Origin of the sequence: Flavobacterium sp. SORGH_AS_0622 (assembly GCF_030818825.1) — a bacterium.
In the GTDB taxonomy this organism is placed as follows: domain Bacteria; phylum Bacteroidota; class Bacteroidia; order Flavobacteriales; family Flavobacteriaceae; genus Flavobacterium.
Genome location: NZ_JAUTAX010000001.1, coordinates 773,323 through 791,156, shown reverse-complemented (window position 1 = coordinate 791,156; position 17,834 = coordinate 773,323). Strand labels below are relative to the sequence as shown.

At 33.5% G+C, this 17,834-nt stretch carries 18 protein-coding genes; 12 read left to right on the top strand and 6 right to left on the bottom strand.

Annotation, left to right across the window (positions count from 1 at the left end; genetic code table 11):
* Window positions 1-64 precede the first annotated feature (64 nt).
* The 6 genes from QE431_RS03475 (at window position 65) to QE431_RS03450 (ending at window position 6,302) form a co-directional block, all read left to right on the top strand.
* Window positions 65-568, top strand: a complete 504-nt coding sequence (locus QE431_RS03475) for an LptE family protein (RefSeq protein ID WP_307300497.1) — start codon at window positions 65-67, stop codon at window positions 566-568.
* A gap of 80 nt (window positions 569-648) precedes the next feature.
* Entirely contained in the window at window positions 649-2,331 is a 1,683-nt protein-coding gene (locus tag QE431_RS03470) for a tetratricopeptide repeat protein (RefSeq protein WP_307292656.1), read from the top strand.
* Window positions 2,332-2,334: 3 nt separating this feature from the next.
* Window positions 2,335-2,676 carry a preprotein translocase subunit SecG gene (secG, locus tag QE431_RS03465; protein ID WP_134139479.1) on the top strand — a complete coding sequence of 114 codons (342 nt, stop codon included), beginning with the start codon at window positions 2,335-2,337 and terminating at the stop codon, window positions 2,674-2,676.
* Between the two features lie 143 nt (window positions 2,677-2,819).
* Window positions 2,820-3,095, top strand: a complete 276-nt coding sequence (groES, locus tag QE431_RS03460) for a co-chaperone GroES (protein ID WP_012023920.1) — start codon at window positions 2,820-2,822, stop codon at window positions 3,093-3,095.
* An 85-nt stretch (window positions 3,096-3,180) separates the two neighbouring features.
* Window positions 3,181-4,812: a chaperonin GroEL gene (gene groL / locus QE431_RS03455; RefSeq protein ID WP_057117167.1), complete on the top strand. Its 1,632-nt coding sequence runs from the start codon at window positions 3,181-3,183 to the stop codon at window positions 4,810-4,812.
* A gap of 290 nt (window positions 4,813-5,102) precedes the next feature.
* Window positions 5,103-6,302: an ectonucleotide pyrophosphatase/phosphodiesterase gene (locus tag QE431_RS03450; RefSeq protein ID WP_307292585.1), complete on the top strand. Its 1,200-nt coding sequence runs from the start codon at window positions 5,103-5,105 to the stop codon at window positions 6,300-6,302.
* 253 nt (window positions 6,303-6,555) lie between these two features.
* On the opposite strand, the gene QE431_RS03445 is transcribed toward QE431_RS03450, so the two are convergent.
* From QE431_RS03445 to QE431_RS03425, 5 genes are all read right to left on the bottom strand, one after another.
* Complete coding sequence (locus QE431_RS03445) at window positions 6,556-7,395, bottom strand: oxidoreductase (protein ID WP_307292583.1); 840 nt, start codon at window positions 7,393-7,395, stop codon at window positions 6,556-6,558.
* Window positions 7,396-7,485: 90 nt separating this feature from the next.
* Window positions 7,486-8,394: an AraC family transcriptional regulator gene (locus QE431_RS03440; protein ID WP_113677664.1), complete on the bottom strand. Its 909-nt coding sequence runs from the start codon at window positions 8,392-8,394 to the stop codon at window positions 7,486-7,488.
* Window positions 8,395-8,682: 288 nt separating this feature from the next.
* Window positions 8,683-10,212, bottom strand: a complete 1,530-nt coding sequence (locus QE431_RS03435) for a SulP family inorganic anion transporter (protein ID WP_307292579.1) — start codon at window positions 10,210-10,212, stop codon at window positions 8,683-8,685.
* 245 nt (window positions 10,213-10,457) lie between these two features.
* Window positions 10,458-10,697: a hypothetical protein gene (locus tag QE431_RS03430; protein WP_307292576.1), complete on the bottom strand. Its 240-nt coding sequence runs from the start codon at window positions 10,695-10,697 to the stop codon at window positions 10,458-10,460.
* An 8-nt stretch (window positions 10,698-10,705) separates the two neighbouring features.
* Window positions 10,706-11,695, bottom strand: coding sequence for a hypothetical protein (locus tag QE431_RS03425; RefSeq protein ID WP_057117172.1), 990 nt, complete (start codon window positions 11,693-11,695; stop codon window positions 10,706-10,708).
* Between the two features lie 87 nt (window positions 11,696-11,782).
* Between QE431_RS03425 and QE431_RS03420 the strand changes: the two genes are divergently transcribed.
* Both QE431_RS03420 and QE431_RS03415 read left to right on the top strand, forming a co-directional pair.
* A complete protein-coding gene (locus tag QE431_RS03420; protein ID WP_241774362.1) occupies window positions 11,783-12,868 on the top strand; it encodes a sensor histidine kinase in 1,086 nt (361 codons plus the stop codon).
* Window positions 12,841-13,554, top strand: a complete 714-nt coding sequence (locus tag QE431_RS03415; protein ID WP_307292571.1) for a LytTR family DNA-binding domain-containing protein — start codon at window positions 12,841-12,843, stop codon at window positions 13,552-13,554. The genes QE431_RS03420 and QE431_RS03415 overlap by 28 nt, the downstream gene beginning before the upstream one ends.
* Before the next feature lie 74 nt (window positions 13,555-13,628).
* On the opposite strand, the gene QE431_RS03410 is transcribed toward QE431_RS03415, so the two are convergent.
* Complete coding sequence (locus QE431_RS03410) at window positions 13,629-14,045, bottom strand: hypothetical protein (protein ID WP_134139471.1); 417 nt, start codon at window positions 14,043-14,045, stop codon at window positions 13,629-13,631.
* A 288-nt stretch (window positions 14,046-14,333) separates the two neighbouring features.
* Here QE431_RS03410 and QE431_RS03405 point away from each other — a divergent pair, with 288 nt between their 5' ends.
* The 4 genes from QE431_RS03405 (at window position 14,334) to QE431_RS03390 (ending at window position 17,796) form a co-directional block, all read left to right on the top strand.
* Window positions 14,334-14,798: a hypothetical protein gene (locus QE431_RS03405; RefSeq protein WP_307292567.1), complete on the top strand. Its 465-nt coding sequence runs from the start codon at window positions 14,334-14,336 to the stop codon at window positions 14,796-14,798.
* Window positions 14,799-15,199: 401 nt separating this feature from the next.
* Window positions 15,200-16,429, top strand: a complete 1,230-nt coding sequence (locus QE431_RS03400) for a TMEM143 family protein (protein WP_307292565.1) — start codon at window positions 15,200-15,202, stop codon at window positions 16,427-16,429.
* Between the two features lie 341 nt (window positions 16,430-16,770).
* Window positions 16,771-17,286: a DUF2199 domain-containing protein gene (locus tag QE431_RS03395; RefSeq protein WP_057117178.1), complete on the top strand. Its 516-nt coding sequence runs from the start codon at window positions 16,771-16,773 to the stop codon at window positions 17,284-17,286.
* A 45-nt stretch (window positions 17,287-17,331) separates the two neighbouring features.
* Window positions 17,332-17,796 carry a DUF962 domain-containing protein gene (locus QE431_RS03390; RefSeq protein ID WP_307292561.1) on the top strand — a complete coding sequence of 155 codons (465 nt, stop codon included), beginning with the start codon at window positions 17,332-17,334 and terminating at the stop codon, window positions 17,794-17,796.
* The last annotated feature ends 38 nt before the right edge of the window (window positions 17,797-17,834 follow it).

Below are 17,834 nucleotides of genomic sequence, written 5' to 3'. Positions count from 1 at the left end.
TAAACGAAATGAATATCTTTGACCGAGCGTCAGCTGGATGGCGAAGAAATACTTACAGATTAAAATGAAACACTTAAAATATCTTTTACTATTATTAGTTGCAACAACTTTTAGCGGTTGCTCTGTTTACAACTTTACAGGAGCTGGACCAATCGATGCCAAAACCTTTCAGGTAAATTTCTTTCAAAATAATGCAGATTTGGTTGAACCTGGAATCGACAGGACTTTTACATTGACTTTACAAGATTTAATTATGAATCAGACCAACTTAAACTTGGTTAGTAATGGCGGTGATTTGAAGTACGAGGGAGAAATTACAGATTACCGAATAACTCCAATGACAGCAACTGCAGATCAGCAGGCTGCACAAAACCGTTTATCGATTCGTGTACAAGTAAGATTTTCTAATAAAAAGAAAGAGACAGATGATTTTGAAAAATCTTTTGAATTCTATTATGATTTCCCAGGAAGAGATCTTCCAACTGGATCTGTTTTAAATGAAGCAATCAGAGTTATTTTTGAAAGAATTACGCAGGATATCTTTAATGAGTCATTAGCTAAATGGTAATTCTTTATTTGTTGAAATCATTTAATTGATTTTAAAACCAATAAACAGTTAAACTAAAAAAACGATTAAACAAACAAAAAATGAACGTTACTGATTATACCTACTTAATGAACAAACCGGAAGCTATTACAGAAAAGCAGGCGGACGCATTAGGAAGTGTTTTGAATGAATTTCCGTATTTTCAAAGTGCCCGTGCATTGCGATTAAAAGGACTTTACAATCAAAACAGCTTTAAGTATAATTATGCATTAAAGGTTACGGCCGCTCATACTTCCGATCGTTCTGTTTTGTTTGATTTTATTACTTCTGAAGCTTTTACTTCTATTCAAAATGATTTCTACGAACAAAAACTTAGAGATCTTCTTGAAATTACTGTTTTTGACAGTGAGATAATTTCGCCAGAGCAAATTCAGAAAGCACTTGAGGTAAAAACAGACACTCTTGAACAATCTATTTTGAATTCTATTAAAGAATCAGAAACACCTTCAATAGATCAATTTGTAAAAGTTGAAGAACCTTTAAAAATAGAGGAACCAATAAAATCTGAAGAAACCAAAAATATTCCAGAAATAGATCCGTCAATTTTTACTGCAATCAAAGAAGCTCAAACGGTAACTTTTGAAAAGCCAATAGAAATTGAAACACCAAAAGCTCTTCCAGAAATAGATCCTTCTATTTTTAGTGCGATCAAAGAGTCGCAGTCAATTACTTATGAAAAACCAGTAATTGAAGAAGAAAATAAGATTGATACAATTGAAGATTCAACTTTAGATATTACAGAAGAAACTAAAACTCCGACTATAACAGAACCAACAAATATTGAAGTTCCTAAATTTGATCGTGTTGAAGATTCTATTTTAAGTTCAATAAGAGGAGCTGAAACTGCTTCTACACCTGAATCTGTAAAAGTTGAAGAGCCTAAAATTGATCCCGCAATTGAGCGTTCGATTTTAAATTCAATTAAAGAAGCTGAAGCTGCAACTTCTCAAGAACCGAAAACTGAAGAAGCAAAAATTGATATTATTGAAGAGCCAGTTTTAAATTCAGCTGAAGAAGAGGAAGATGATAGTGTCATCGAAGAAATGATAATTCCTGAATTTAAAATTAATCCCGTTGAACGATCAATTCTTTCTTCAATTAAGGAAGCTGAAACTGTAATTCCTGATGAAACTAAAGAAGAAATTCTGAAAGAAACTAAAGAGGAAATCACAGAACAAGTTCAAGAAGAAATTCTAGTAGCGACTGAAGAAGAAGTTCAAGAAGAGAGAACCGAAGCTGTAAGAAATGTAGAAGAACATTTAGAAATTGGAAAACCTTTAGATTTTTCGCTTAACGAAAAACACTCTTTTCAAGAATGGCTTCAACTATCTAGAACAGAACCAATTGATCGTTCAGACGAAGTTTCGGCAGATGAAGAAATTAAAAACACAACTGTTGAAACCAAAAAAGAAGAGCCGTCAATTAATGAAGAGAGACTAAAAAAAGCTGAAATTATCGATAAATTTATCGAAACCAATCCGAAAATCTCTCCAATTAAACCTGGAAACAGCGCGCCGGTGGTACAAATTGAAAGCAATACCGAGGATAATTCGTATTTGATGACTGAGACTCTGGCTAGGGTTTATCTGGAACAAAAGAAATATACAAAAGCAATTCAAGCTTATGAAATATTAATTTTGAAATATCCAGAAAAAATTACTTTCTTTGCAGACCGCATATCGGATATAAAGATTTTACAACAAAATAACAATAACAATAATTAAGTAATGAGCACATTTTCAATTTTTTTAGTTTTAATCACAATAGTTTGTTTTCTATTGATCGTAGTTATTATGGTACAAAACCCTAAAGGAGGCGGATTGTCTTCTACTATCAGCGGAACGCAGATGTTAGGAGGAGTACAAAAAACAACTGACTTTTTAGATAAAAGTACTTGGACTTTAGCTACCGTTCTAATTGTGTTAATTTTACTTTCTAGCTTAAGTTTCTCTGGATCTTTAAGCGATACTGATTCTAAAATCATTGATAAAACCGAAGCTCCTGTAAATACACCAGCTGCACCAGCGCAAGGAACTACTCCTGCTCCAGCAGCACCAGCAGCTAAATAATTTCAGCTCGATATAAAATCTAATGCCAGCCTGTCAAAGCTGGCATTTTTTTTAAGAAATAATGTCAGTTTTAGCACCATGGCACAATTTCTGAAAGTTTATTGAACATTAAAAAATGTATAACTAATAATAATATAAAAATCATGGCTTTAAACATTAAACCGCTTTCAGACCGCGTACTTATTGAGCCTGTTGCAGCCGAAACGAAAACTGCCTCAGGTATTTTTATTCCAGATACTGCCAAAGAGAAACCACAAAAAGGAACTGTGGTTGCAGTAGGAAACGGATCTAAAGATCATACAATGACCGTAAAAGTTGGTGATACTGTTCTTTATGGCAAATATGCCGGAACTGAATTAAAATTAGAAGGCACTGATTATCTAATCATGCGCGAGGATGATATTTTAGCGATTATCTAAAAATATTGTATTAAGTACGAAGTATTTAAGAATTAAGAACTTCATTAAACTTGAAACAAATCAAACTTTAAACAAAATAAAAAAAATGGCAAAAGATATAAAATTTGATATTGAAGCACGTGACGGATTAAAACGTGGTGTTGATGCATTAGCAAATGCTGTAAAAGTAACGCTTGGACCTAAAGGTCGTAATGTAATTATCGGAAAATCATTTGGTGGACCAACAGTTACTAAAGATGGTGTTTCGGTTGCAAAAGAAATCGAATTAAAAGACCCATTAGAAAACATGGGCGCTCAAATGGTTAAAGAAGTGGCTTCTAAAACCAATGATTTAGCAGGAGACGGAACTACAACTGCTACAGTTTTAGCTCAGGCTATCGTAAAAGAAGGTCTTAAAAACGTTGCTGCAGGTGCAAATCCAATGGATTTAAAACGTGGTATCGACAAAGCTGTTGAAACTATTGTTGCCGACTTAGCAAAACAAGCTAAAGTTGTTGGAAGCGATTCTGATAAAATCAAACAAATTGCTTCTATCTCTGCAAATAATGACGAAGTTATTGGTGAGTTAATCGCTACTGCTTTTGCAAAAGTTGGAAAAGAAGGTGTAATTACTGTTGAAGAAGCTAAAGGAACTGATACTTTCGTTGACGTTGTTGAAGGAATGCAGTTTGACAGAGGATACCTTTCTCCTTATTTCGTAACAAACCCAGAGAAAATGGAAGTTGAATTAGACTCTCCATACATCTTATTATACGACAAAAAAGTATCTTCTTTAAAAGAATTACTTCCAGTTTTAGAGCCAGTTGCTCAATCAGGAAAACCATTATTGATTATTGCTGAAGATGTTGACGGAGAAGCTCTTTCTACATTAGTAGTAAACAAATTAAGAGGTGCTCTTAAAATTGCTGCTGTAAAAGCGCCAGGTTTTGGAGACAGAAGAAAAGCAATGTTAGAAGACATCGCAATCTTAACTGGTGGAACTGTAATTTCTGAAGAAAGAGGTTATACTCTAGAAAATACAACTATCGAAATGTTAGGAAACGCAAAAAGAGTTTCTATCGATAAAGACAATACTACTATCGTAAGCGGTGCTGGTGAAGCTGATATCATCAAAAACAGAGTAAACCAAATTAAAGGTCAGATGGAAACTACAACATCTGATTATGATAAAGAAAAATTGCAAGAGCGTTTGGCTAAATTAGCTGGTGGTGTTGCTGTTCTTTACGTTGGTGCTGCTTCTGAAGTAGAAATGAAAGAGAAAAAAGACAGAGTTGATGATGCTTTACACGCAACTCGTGCTGCTGTAGAAGAAGGAATTGTTGCTGGTGGAGGTGTTGCTTTATTAAGAGCAAAACTTGCTTTAGCTGACTTAAAAGCTGATAACGCTGATGAGGCTACAGGAATCCAAATTGTTTCTCGTGCTGTTGAAGCTCCATTAAGAACTATCGTTGAAAACGCTGGTCTTGAAGGTTCTGTTGTTGTGGCTAAAGTTTCTGAAGGTTCAGGCGACTTTGGATACAATGCAAAAACTGACGAATATGTAGATATGCTTACTGCTGGAATTATCGATCCTAAAAAAGTAACTCGTGTAGCTCTTGAAAACGCTGCATCTGTTTCTGGAATGATCCTTACTACAGAATGTGCATTAATTGATATTAAAGAAGAAAATGCTGGAGGCGGAATGCCAATGGGAGGCGGAATGCCAGGAATGATGTAATCATTCTTTTCTTAAAACTTAAAACGCCGGATATTAATCTGGCGTTTTTTTTGTTTTTATTTGCCACGAATTACACGAATAATTTTTTCTAAATCTTGCCATTTTTTTTAGCCATAGATTAAGTATTAAAAAAGATTATAATCTGTGAAAATCATTTTAATCTGTGGCAACTTTCTTCTAAACAAAGCATTTTTGAAAATTCGTGGCAAACATTTCCGTTAGTTTAACATTCTCTTTTTCTTTAAAAAATCTGTTATTTCTACCTTTGCAGTTCTATTTAAAATTGCAAAATGAGAAAATTTACAACTCACCTTTTATCTTTCACATTCTTATTTCTTACTACTCTTTCACATTCCCAAACCAATAAAGATGCTTATGTTGTTTTAGTTTCTATGGATGGTTTTCGGTGGGATTATGGTAAGCAATTCAGTCTTCCGAATCTTAAACAAATTTCAAAAGAAGGCGTTCATGCAAAATCTATGAAACCTTCTTATCCAACAAAAACTTTCCCTAATCATTATACTATAGTGACAGGACTTTATCCAGATCATCACGGAATTATTAATAATGTTTTTTATGATGCCTCTTTAAACGAATCATTTTCTTTATCAAGCAATGCAAAAAATGATTCCCGATTTTATGGCGGCAATCCGATTTGGAATTTGGCTGAACAGCAAGGCGTAAAAACGGCTTCTTTTTTCTGGCCGGGCTCTGATATCGATAAAAGAAATCCGAGTTATTTTAAAAATTACAATGGTAAAATTCCGTATGGAGCTAGAATTGATACGGTTATGAAATGGCTGCAACTACCAGAAAACCAAAGACCTCATCTTGTAACTTTGTATTTTGACGAGCCTGACCATAGCGGACATAATTTTGGCCCAAATTCGCCTGAAACCAAAAAAGCAGTTACAAAAATGGATTCTATTATGGGAGAATTATCGCGAAAATTGGATCAACTGCCAATTGGAAAACAAATCAATTTAATTATTGTTTCAGACCACGGAATGGCCAATATCAGCAATGATAAAAAAGTGGCTGTGTTAGATTATTTAAAACCAGAATGGCTTGGCTATAAAGATGTTATTAACCCAATTATGAGTTTGCAGGCAAAAGCTGGATTTCAGGATTCGATTTATAATGCTTTAAAGAAAGTTCCACATATTAAATTCTGGAAATCAACCGAAGTTCCAAAGAGACTTCATTACGGCACTAATGCGCGTGTACATGATTTCGTTATTGAAGCCGAAAAAGGATATAGCTTAGTCAGTAAAGAAAGTACGCATATAAAAGGCGGAACGCATGGTTATGATAACAATGAAAAAGATATGCATGCTATTTTTTATGCAAAAGGTCCTGCTTTTAAAATAGATAAAACAGTCAAAACTTTCCCGAATGTTTCTGTTTACCCGCTAATTGCCCATATTCTAGGTTTACAAATTGGAGAGATTGATGGAAAATTGAGTGATGTAAAATCGATGCTTCGTTAATTAGATAATGTGGCAATTAGAAAATTTAATAATTAGAAAATGAATTAAATGTCACCCTGAGCGAAGTCGAAAGGCATTCCAATTGGCACGGGGGCTTCTCCCGAAGTTTCGGGACGATCAGCCTGACAGTTTATAAACACAACAAACCCGACAGGTTTTAAAAACCTGTCGGGTTTGTTATATTCAGAGAAGACTCACGTAAGCGTCAACAGTAAAATCATTTTCTAATTATCCAAATTGACAAATTATCTAATTAAAAATTAGTCCCAACTGAAACCTCTTTCCATTTACCCAATTCATCTTGGACACTTGCAATTTTCTGATTTGCCATATTAAAAGCATCTTCTCCTAAGAATAAATGCAACGGCGGATTTTCATCTTGGCTCACTTTAATTAATGCATCGGCTAATTTTTCTGGATCTCCTGGCTGATTTTCGTTGATGCTCTCTTTGTGAGCATTTTCAGATTGTCTAACTTCTTTGTAAGCCGCAATCGGATTTTCTGGCAATAACAGAGAACTATCTTTTAAGAAATCTGTTCTAAAATAACCTGGATAAACAATTGTTGCATGAACTCCGAACTCTTTTACCTCAGCAGATAACGATTCTGTTAAACCTGCAACGGCAAATTTTGTAGAACAGTAAATTCCCCAGCCTGGAAAATTCCCAACATACCCTCCAACAGAAGAAATATTAAAAATATGTCCTGATTTGTTAGCACGAAGAATTGGCATTGTATTTCTAATTACATTCAATAATCCGAAAACATTTACCTCGAAATTTTTTCTAGATTCCGCATCTGTTAATTCTTCCAAAGCTCCTAATAAACCATAACCCGCATTATTCACTAAAACATCGATTGTTTTAAAATGACTTATAGTTTTTTCAATAGCATTTTTAACGCTATTTTCATCTACCAAATCCATTTCTAGAGGAAGAAAACTCTCTGATGAATTTCCTAAAACTTTTATTAAAGCTTCTTCACTTCTCGAAGTTGCAGCTACTTTAAAACCTTCTGCTAATAATTTTTTAGCTAATTCTAATCCAAGTCCTTTTGAAGCACCTGTGATAAACCAAACTTTGTTATTTCCCATGATCTTAATTTTTACGTTTTAATTACAGGACAAAGTTATGAACGAAGTGCTTCTCAAATATTGAAAGAATCAAACCAGAAGTTACAAAAATCAAACAATTTCTACCAGTCGATAGTTTTTTGGTGAAACCTGAACATTTTTCTTGAAAAAATTAATAAAATGAGATGATTCATCGAATCCCAGACACCATGCAATTTCATTAATATTCCAGTTGGTTTGTTTCAGTAAAATCATTGCTTCCTGAACAATTCTTTCTGAAATAATCTGAGAAGTTGTTTTTCCAGTTGTTTCCTTTAAAGATTTATTCAAATGATTAATATGTACATTTAACTGATTCGCAAATTCAGAAGGCGAACGGAAATTAATTTGCTGCGTAATAGATTCAATTGGAAACTGACGCTCTAATAATTCTAAAAACAAAGACGAAATTCGGATAGTGGCATTCGATTTACTATATAATGAAGTAGTTACAGTCTGTGTTTTGAGTGCTAAATGAATAATCTCAAAAACTAGATTTCGAAGAATATCATATTTAAAAGCATAATCAGAATTAATTTCGTCGAACATTCTTAAATAAATGGCTTTAAGAGATTCTGCTAATTCTGTTGAAATTGGAACCACGGGATTTCCGCCAGGCTGAAATAATGGATACTCTTTTAAATTGCCAAATTGACTAAAAAAAGCATCTGTAAAAATGCAGAAAAATCCGGTTTGATTCTCATCTATATGTTCCCAGCTGTATGGAATCTGCGGATTTGCAAAAAATAAAGCCTGATCTTCAATGACTGCTGTTTTATCTGCATAATGCACTTTGTTTCTCCCAATAATCAAACTTATTTTATAAAAGTCTTTGCGGGTATAAGGCAAAGGATTACAAGTACTTCCAACATAATCATCCAACTTAAAAACATTAAAATGTCCGATTTCTTTTTTAAGATTTTCGGGCATTCCTTTTATTTTAATTGTATAAAAATCTTCTAGTGTTTCTGTCAGTTTCATTTTGTAAAGTTACAAAAATCAAATTATTTTAATTAGAAAATTTGTTAATTAGAAAATTAGATAATGAATGGAGTGTTACCCTGAGCAAAGTCGAAGGGCGTTCGAATTAGCACGTAGGCTTCGACTTCGCTCAGCCTAACAAAAACATACAGAGAACAAACCCGACAGGTTCTAAAACCTATCGGGTTTGTTGTTTATTTGCATTGTGTAGATGCACTACAGTACATCTGTACAAATACGCGTTTCCATCATCATTTATCTAATTATCAAATTGATACATTATCTAAATTAACTAACCACTTTATAAGTTGGATCTTCAATCACATTCACTTTAATAACGGCATCCGCATTTTTAAGTAATTGCCTGCAGTCCGGACTCAAATGTTCCAATTCAATTACTTTATCTAATTGATTGTATTTTTTAGTCAGATTGTTTAAAGCTTCAATTGCAGACATATCAGAAACACGGCTTTCTTTAAAATCAATTATAACGTTTTTGGGGTCGTTTTTTACATCAAACTTTTCCATAAAAGCAGTTATGGATCCGAAAAATAAGGGACCATAAATCTCATAATGTTTTACTCCATTTTCATCAATATAATGTCTCGCACGAATTCTTTTAGCACTTTCCCAAGCAAAAACTAGAGCCGAAATAATTACACCAATTAAAACCGCCAAGGCTAAGTTGTGCAATACAATCGTAATTACGGCTACTAAAATTCCAACAAAAATATCGTGTCTCGGCATTTTGTTTATAATCCGGAAACTTGCCCATTCAAAAGTAGTAATCGCAACCATCATCATGACGCCGACTAAAGCTGCCATAGGCAATTTACCAATTACAGGCGCGCCAAAAAGTATAATCAGCAAAATAGTCAAAGCTGCAATAATTCCAGAAAGTCTTGCTCTAGAACCAGCACCAAGATTTACCAAAGTCTGTGCGATCATTGGGCAGCCGCCCATTCCGTAGAAAAATCCGTTTAATATGTTTGAACTTCCCTGCGCAATACATTCGCGATTACTGTTTCCGCGAGTTCCAGTAATTTCGTCGACTAAATTCAGCGTAAGCAAACCTTCAGTCAAACCAACGGCCGCGACAATTACAGAATATGGAAATATCACTTTTAAAGTGTCAAAAGAAATCGGAATATTTGGTATATGAAACGGAGGAAATCCGCCTTGAACAGAAGCAATATCTTCTACCGTTTTGGTTTCGATATTAAATACAATTACCAACGCAAAGACAATCATAATTGCTACCAGAGATGCGGGAACTGCTTTTGTGATTTTTGGAAAAATTAAAACAATAGCAACTGTAAGTGCGACCAAACCCAGCATAATATACAGTGGAGTTCCCTGAAGCCAAGAAACCTGACCATTTACAACGGTTTTAAACTGCTCCAGCTGCGACATGAAAATTACAACCGCGAGTCCGTTTACGAAACCAAACATAACAGGCTGCGGAACGAGCCGAATAAATTTTCCAAGTTTAAAAAGTCCGACACAAATCTGGACTACTCCGCCAAGTGCGACGGCTGCAAAAACATATTCTATTCCGTGCGATTTCATTAAAGCGATCAAAACAATTACCGTTGCCCCTGCTCCACCAGAAATCATTCCGGGTCTTCCTCCAAAAATAGCTGTTACTAAACCCGCTATAAAGGCCGCATATAACCCAACCAAAGGCGGAAATCCTGCAAGAATAGCAAACGACAAAGATTCTGGAATCATGGTCATTGCCACTGTTAAACCAGCTAAAATTTCATTTTTATAATTGACTTCTTGGGTAAAATCGAAGAGTTGGAACGCTTTTTTCATGGCACAAAATTAGAAAAATAATATATGCAAAAAAAGAACAAACCTTTTCGTGGTGAAAAAGCGGCAAGAAATTAATGCGATAAGCAGAACAGCTATATTAACGTAATTGTTCTAAGAGAAAAATTAAAATGTAAAGAATAAAACCTGTCATCTTGATAATTTATATTAAATTAAAATTATTAAGCAAAAATACTTACAAAAGAAACAAATACAGCTGCGTACTTACACCTGTTTTTCAATATAAATTAATCAAGTCTTACACAGGTATAACCTAGGCAATGCATATAATCCACTATATTATCGCACTCCAGATCTATACCTTCTACCCTTAAAATTTTATCGCAGTCTTCAAGATCAAAATTTATTTTATAATCTGGAAATTGAGTTTGAATAATGGCGATGACATAATTTTTATCAGATTCTTTCTGAACATTCGTTTTAAAAATTTCCACAACCATGGGTGACTCTTTTAATTCTTTAAACATATACATTCTTACTTTCTATTAAAAAGATTATAAGATACTCCGAATCTAAAATAGCCCTGTGTATCTTCATTTTGATCATAAACATAGCGATTGGTGCGTTCTCCCTTCTCGGTAATTCGAGCGCTGACAACATTATTAAAACCGCCTTTTACAAATGCAATCAGCTTTGGGGTAAAGCTGTATTCATAAGTAATGCCGGATTTTAATTCTAATTGATTGAGTTCGTAAACTCCATGTAAATTTGAGGAGTTTAAATTTAGATAAAAACTTTCAGTATTTAATTCCGTTCCTAAGGAAATTCTTCCATTTTCTAACAATTCTCTTCTAAATAATAATCGCTGTGGGAGAATAAAATCCATATCCCATTTTGAGTTTTTAAATTTATGATTCATCGAGAAAAGCGGCGTTAGCGGTACAATAGAAGACGGATCCAGCAATACCAAAACTCCAGCAGTAATTGTCGTAGAAGGAGTTCTCGTAAGCACCAAAACTGACGATGCAAATCCTTTTATACGCTGTAAATTATCTTCATTTCCATCAACTGATGCCGTAGCACTGTAAATAACAGGTTTATTAAAAAGAGATGCCATATAAGTTGCCGTCACAGCACCTGCCCAGTAATGAATGTCTTCATTTTCTCTTCTATAAGTTTGGGTTGTGGCATAACTATAAATGTCTCCAAACTGATAACTTTCATATTTATAACGAAGCGAAGTTGTCAAAACAAAACGCTTTGATTTTGAAGCATAAAATGGCAGATTAAAAGCTGCTTTAAAACGACTGTGATTTTCAACTCTTCCTCTTTCAAATTTATTCCCAAATAATTCAGAATCGTAATTAGAAGGTCCTAACTGTTCATATTGCAAATCAAAAGTTCTAGTTGTAGGGAATTTGTCTACTATTGCTTTTCCTAGTGTTTTTATACCTGGCTCTTTTTCCTGAGCAATAGCGTGCACGGAAATAAACACAACGAAAACTGAAATGATTTTAGACTTCATAATTGGTATAAATTGTTTTTGGAATAAATTATAAATTCGGCTCAAAAGTAATTTACAAGCTCATATTCTAATAGTAATTTTATACCAGTGGCGTATGATTTATACGAATGGCGTTTGTATAATTTCCCTCTTACAATTGGCTTAAAACTATACGATTATATTATTTTTGCCGTTATGACAATCGCTAAAATTTATCAGAACTTTTTTTTACGAAATCTCTTTGTAAATACACTTGTTTATTTGGTTATTCTTGCTTGTGTTTACGACGAAATAAGACTCGACGGACACAGCTGGGCATATATTTTGAGCAAAATTGCCGTCGGATATTTCCCTTGCATTGTCTGGATAACATTTTTTAATGTTTTCATCATCAAACCTATTTTATTTAAAAAGAAAGTCAAACTCTTTTTCACACTTCTTGTTGGGTATTGGACTTGTTTTTACTTTTTTATGAATTGGTTTTTTCCTCTGGTGGGATTAGGAAATTTTAAGACACTTCAAATATTATCTTTAATAATCAACGGAACATTTTTTTATTTCATTCATGTCGTTATCACCAAAAAAATCATGGATGCCGATAAAGATATTATGAATTTCAAATCGGAACTTTCGTTTTTAAAACAACAGTTAAATCCGCATTTTCTACTCAATGCGATGAATAATCTTTACGGCGAAGCACTGGCCGAACCCGATAAAGTTCCAGATCGAATCCTGAATCTTTCGGATATGCTGCGTTATCAGATTGAAGCTTCTAAAAAAGATTTTGTTTTGGTGGAAGAAGAAATTGCTTTCGTAAAAAAATATATTGAATATTATACCTTTAGAAACGAACGTTTGAATGTAACCCAAAATCTAGACGGTGCATTTGACGAAATCGAGATTCCACCCTTATTTTTTTTACCATTGGTAGAAAATGCCGTGAAGTTTTCTGCCGAAACTGCAGAACCTTTTATTAATCTGGATTTAAAAGTAAAATGTCGAAATTTGTCTTTTACTTTAAAAAACAATTATCTTGATTCGGGTTCGCGTCTTTCGAGCACAGGAATCGGAATTGAAAACCTAAAAAGACGTTTAGAAGTTTACGGCTTAAAACACGATTTAAGCTGTAAAAAAGAAAAAAACATGTTTGTAGTAAAATTAAGTATATGGCATTTACCTACCGCTGTCTCATAATCGATGACGAATCGCCGGCGCACAAAGCGCTGATTTCGCACATCTCGAAATTTGACGAACTGGAACATTCCGGAAGCGCTTTTAATGGTATGGAAGCCATAAAACTACTTAACGAAAACCAATATGACATTATTTTTCTAGACATTAATATGCCTGTAATTTCGGGTGTCGAATTAATGGAATTGCAGCCCAACCGACCGCTTACAATTGTCACAACAGCTTATTCTGATTTTGCGCTTTCGGCTTACCAAAACGATGCAATTGATTATTTAATGAAACCCATTTCGTTAGAAAAATTTTCAAAAGCCATAGAAAAAGCCAAAACTTATTATTCTGGAAATACTCTTAAAAAAGAAACCAATAGTAACGAAAAAGTACTTTCGTACCGTTCTAATGGGCAATTACTAGAAACTCCGCTCGCTGATATTTTATATATAGAAAGTCTGGGCAATTACATGAAACTGCACAACTGCAAACTAAAATCGCCAATTATTATTTACGGTTCGCTTGCAAGCATAAGCTCAGAAATTGACTGTACCGATTTCGTGCAAGTGCACCGTTCTTATATCGTAAACACAGCTAAAATCAAGGCTGTTACTTTTAAAAACCTTACGATGTCTAATGGCGAAATTATTCCTGTGGGAAGGAAGTATCAAATTTTGCTAGATAATATTTCAATTAGATAATTTGTCAATTTTGATAATTAGATAACTTTTGGAAAAGTTGAACTTCATGCTTTAATTTTAAACCCATTTTGGATTTACTTCTTTTTCCTTAGATACTCAATCGCCCCAGTAGACCATAAAGCCAGAAAAATCAAAACAGGCTGAAAAAACAATCGTATCAAACGCGCTTGATCTGTGTTCATGCCCAGCGCATCAATTCTATTTAAATATTGGGCAATATTGCCCGGAAAAACCATTACATAAAATACGGCAAGGAAAATTCCCATGTGAACTTTATATTTCGTTAAAAAAATAAGAGCAAGCCCAAGTATTAACTCTACGATTCCAGAAAGAATCACTACTAAATCTTTATCCATAGGAACCCAGTTAGGAACCTGCGCCTGAAAATCTATTCTTTGAAAAGTAAGATGCCCAAAAGCAGCGGTTATCATAAAAAGTCCCAGCAAAATTCTAAAGAAATTTTGTGTTTTAGTTGTGTGTATATTTTCCATAGTAAAGATCATTAATTAAAATTTGAAAGAATTATCTATCAAATTTAAGATATTAAACGACAAACTCCATTTCATGCAATTTATCTTTTCATTACATAATATCTATGTCTTAAACCTAGTGAAACATATTAAAAACCTTTTGCATAACCGATGTTTTAGACATTATAAAGCAATTCAGCATTCGTTGTTTATTCTTTTCTTTAAAAAAAACATTTTATCTGAATAACTTTTCTTACTTAATTGGTTAAATTCGCATGCTACAAAACCACTAAGAATATTTTATAACCAATGAGCATATTCAATTTATTTAAACGATCAGATATAGAATGCCCGAGGTGTCTCGGCAAAGGATTTGTTGAATGGGAAGACATTGTTCGTTTAAATAGACAATTAAAATGGGTTCCTGCACCCTGCGCTTATTGCAATGCAGTTGGAAGGGTGCCTAAAGAAATGCTGTCTAAAGTTACTGTAGACTGCATGTATCTCACTATAGATCTCCCAGAATCTGTAATCGAAAAAATAAAAGAAGGTGATCAAGAAACAATAGAGAAAGGAAAACAACGCGAACTTTTTGTTGATCATCTTATACAATTTGCAGAACACCACTATTTAACACAAAATATGGACGCAGAAAGCATAGCCAATTTGTATTTAAGCACAGAAGAAGAATCTGCTCTTTTTTCTGTAAATAAAGACGAATTAATCAAGTACATTCAAGGCGTAATCGAATTAAAAAAATCCGGACAAAATTAAACCAATTTGATTCAGAAAAACCAAACAATCAAAACCTCAGCATCCTATTAACTTAGCACTTAAAAAAAACACGTATAAATACCTATAGTCACAATTTTATTATGTACTAATATTGCTAAGAATAATTTTTAGTTAGAATATAAGTTTTCTTCGAGAAGGCTTTTTAAATTTTTTGTCACTTTTTTTTTTTGGAACACAAAGTGGGATTTCAAATCGCTGGTAACGATTAGAAATCCCACTTTTTTTGTTTTGATAGTAGCCGCAAAGCACAAGATGTTTTTCCTTTCAAACCTTTGTGCCTTTGTACCTCTGCCATTTTGCCCCTCTCTTCTCTTTGCCCCTCAAAAAAAAGAAGTATTTTTGCGTTTAGTAAACGCCACGAAATTAAAGCCCAAAATCAAATGACACGAGAACATTATATTCCGTTTAATAAAGAATTTTTACTCGAGCAGCAGATTGCAACTTTCGCGGAAGATCAACAAAAGGCTGCAGATTTTAAAAAGTTTTTTGATATTATAGAGCATTATTATCATTACGAATCTTTTAATCTTAACCGAAACTTAAAGCAGCATTACGCGCTTTACGATCCAGATTTGAGCGAAAAAGAACGTGAAGGTTTTATTGGTAAAAGTGATTTTGGAGTTTTTAAAAAAACCTTACTTAAAGTTTTAGAACGCGGCAACTATTACAGAATTAACGAAGAAATTTTAAAAGAAGCCTTTCAAGAATCTGATTTAATTGGTTTAAATCTGGCAATAGATTTTAATGCTTTCAAAGATTACGAACTATACGCACGTGGCCATCATAAGGCAAAAGAAAAAGTCAAGAAATATTTTTTCTGGAAAAAAGAAGTGGAAATCGAATATTACGATCGTGTTCTTATCTACCTCAATTACAGCGACGCAGATTATCTAACGGCAAAAAAAGTCAAATTAGGAAAGATGCCCATTGATCCAGGTTCAATTGCCTTGAAAATATTTAAACGCGTTCCTAAAAACGATCTTGAAACCATATTTCCGAATGCAATTCCGAAAATGTCATTGAAAGACAAAATGCTGCTTTGGGTTCCTGGAGTTTTTGGTGGAATTTCGCTTTTAAGTGCCAAAGTAATTCCTGCGCTTATCAATATGTACGATGCATATCAAACTGGTGAAACCATTGATTTATTAAACAGTAAAACTTCCTTAAATCAAGGATTAATTGCTTTGGGAATTTTAGCTGCTTATTGTTTTCGCCAATACAATAACTTCATAAACAAGAAAATCAGATATTCTAAAACACTTTCGGATAGTTTGTATTTTAAGAATGTCGGAAACAACAGCGGTGCTTTCTATTCACTACTAAATTCATCAGAAGAAGAAGCCTTAAAAGAAACAATCTTGGCATACGCATTTCTAAATAGAAGTCAAACCCCATTAACAGGCGAAGAGCTAGATTCACAAATTGAATCTTGGTTTTCTTCTCATTTAAAAACCGAGTTGGATTTTGATGTAAACGATGCATTACTAAAATTAAAAAGTATTGGAATAGGAATAGAAACTAACGGGAAATGGCAGGTGATTCCTCTAAACGAAGCACTAATCAAAATCGATGAGTTGTGGGATAGTGTTTTTGAATATAATCAGAAATAAGTTTAAAAAAATGAATAACTTAAAGTCATTTTCTATTTTTACAATAACCTTATTTATTTTGGCTTTTATTATGATTAAAAGCACGCAACAATTTAGGTATATTGACAAATTAAGATGGCTTTATCATGTTGGCTGGATTTCATGTTATATCTTCCATCTCATTTCTTTAATCTTATCTTTTCTCTTTTTAATTTTTGTTTTAAAAAAAGATTTTAACTTAAAAGTACAATATAAATTCATCTGGATTGCTTTAGGATTGTGCCCAAGTCTATTTTGGGCAATTTCAATTCTACTACTTTTAAACCATTTATAATTCGTTATATTCCCAAAAAAAATAAAAAATGTACACTTACAAATGCTCCTGCTGCGGAGAAATTTACGACGAAATTCCCTTATGTTTTGGCAACGAATATCCTGCTTACTATTTTTCTATTCCGACCGAAGAAAGAGAACAGCGCATAGAATATGGCGGCAGCTGGTGTTATGTAGATGAAGAACATTTTTTCCATCGAGGAAGATTGACTATACCGATAATTGATTATCATGAAGATTTCGTTTTTAATGTCTGGACCACAATAAGCGAAGAAAATTTTTGCCTGCGAATGGATTTATGGGAAGATCCAAATAGAATTAATCAAGAACCTTATTTTGGCTGGATGCAAACCGATGTGCCTACTTATGGCAAAACAATTTCACTGAAATCAATTGCCATTGAACAAGAATTAGGATTAATTCCAGAAATTAAAATGATCGAAGAAAACCATCCTCTAACCATTGATCAGGAAAATGGAATAACCTTTGAAAAAGCCATTTCAATCGTCGATGAAATTATGAAAATACAGCACGGTAAAAGCTAAAAGAAATTTTATTAGATTTACGCATCTAACCTTAAAACCAAAAAAATGAGAACATTAGAGCAGTGGTTTGCCGAATATGCCGTAAGCCACCAAAACCCAACAAACAAAGCGATACACTATATTTGTGTTCCTGCTATTTTCTTTTCTATTGTAGGTTTATTAATGAGTATTCCGAGTGGAATTATCGCTGATACCTTAAAATTAAATTTGCCAATTATTGAAAATTGGGCATTTGTAGTTTTACTTTTCGTTCTTATTTTTTACATCAGATTATCAGTTACAATGGCGATTAAAATTGCTGTTTTTTCTGCAATTTGTTTGGTTATTAATTATTACATCGGGCAAATTGTTCCGCTTTGGGCATTCTCAATTGGCGTTTTTGTTATTGCCTGGATCGGACAATTCTACGGACATAATATAGAAGGCAAAAAACCTTCTTTCTTAAAAGATCTTCAGTTTCTATTGATTGGTCCGGCTTGGGTGGTAGAAAACTTGTTTTCTAGAAAGTAACTTATATGATTAGTAAAAAATAAGTATTATCTTATTTT

What these genes read in the sequence shown, in the direction of transcription:
- QE431_RS03475 (WP_307300497.1), top strand. Translation starts at nt 65, where the DNA reads ATGAAACACTTAAAATATCTTTTACTATTATTAGTTGCAACAACTTTT.
- QE431_RS03470 (WP_307292656.1), top strand. Translation starts at nt 649, where the DNA reads ATGAACGTTACTGATTATACCTACTTAATGAACAAACCGGAAGCTATT.
- secG (WP_134139479.1), top strand. Translation starts at nt 2,335, where the DNA reads ATGAGCACATTTTCAATTTTTTTAGTTTTAATCACAATAGTTTGTTTT.
- groES (WP_012023920.1), top strand. Translation starts at nt 2,820, where the DNA reads ATGGCTTTAAACATTAAACCGCTTTCAGACCGCGTACTTATTGAGCCT.
- groL (WP_057117167.1), top strand. Translation starts at nt 3,181, where the DNA reads ATGGCAAAAGATATAAAATTTGATATTGAAGCACGTGACGGATTAAAA.
- QE431_RS03450 (WP_307292585.1), top strand. Translation starts at nt 5,103, where the DNA reads ATGAGAAAATTTACAACTCACCTTTTATCTTTCACATTCTTATTTCTT.
- QE431_RS03445 (WP_307292583.1), bottom strand. Translation starts at nt 7,395, where the DNA reads ATGGGAAATAACAAAGTTTGGTTTATCACAGGTGCTTCAAAAGGACTT.
- QE431_RS03440 (WP_113677664.1), bottom strand. Translation starts at nt 8,394, where the DNA reads ATGAAACTGACAGAAACACTAGAAGATTTTTATACAATTAAAATAAAA.
- QE431_RS03435 (WP_307292579.1), bottom strand. Translation starts at nt 10,212, where the DNA reads ATGAAAAAAGCGTTCCAACTCTTCGATTTTACCCAAGAAGTCAATTAT.
- QE431_RS03430 (WP_307292576.1), bottom strand. Translation starts at nt 10,697, where the DNA reads ATGTTTAAAGAATTAAAAGAGTCACCCATGGTTGTGGAAATTTTTAAA.
- QE431_RS03425 (WP_057117172.1), bottom strand. Translation starts at nt 11,695, where the DNA reads ATGAAGTCTAAAATCATTTCAGTTTTCGTTGTGTTTATTTCCGTGCAC.
- QE431_RS03415 (WP_307292571.1), top strand. Translation starts at nt 12,841, where the DNA reads ATGGCATTTACCTACCGCTGTCTCATAATCGATGACGAATCGCCGGCG.
- QE431_RS03410 (WP_134139471.1), bottom strand. Translation starts at nt 14,045, where the DNA reads ATGGAAAATATACACACAACTAAAACACAAAATTTCTTTAGAATTTTG.
- QE431_RS03405 (WP_307292567.1), top strand. Translation starts at nt 14,334, where the DNA reads ATGAGCATATTCAATTTATTTAAACGATCAGATATAGAATGCCCGAGG.
- QE431_RS03400 (WP_307292565.1), top strand. Translation starts at nt 15,200, where the DNA reads ATGACACGAGAACATTATATTCCGTTTAATAAAGAATTTTTACTCGAG.
- QE431_RS03395 (WP_057117178.1), top strand. Translation starts at nt 16,771, where the DNA reads ATGTACACTTACAAATGCTCCTGCTGCGGAGAAATTTACGACGAAATT.
- QE431_RS03390 (WP_307292561.1), top strand. Translation starts at nt 17,332, where the DNA reads ATGAGAACATTAGAGCAGTGGTTTGCCGAATATGCCGTAAGCCACCAA.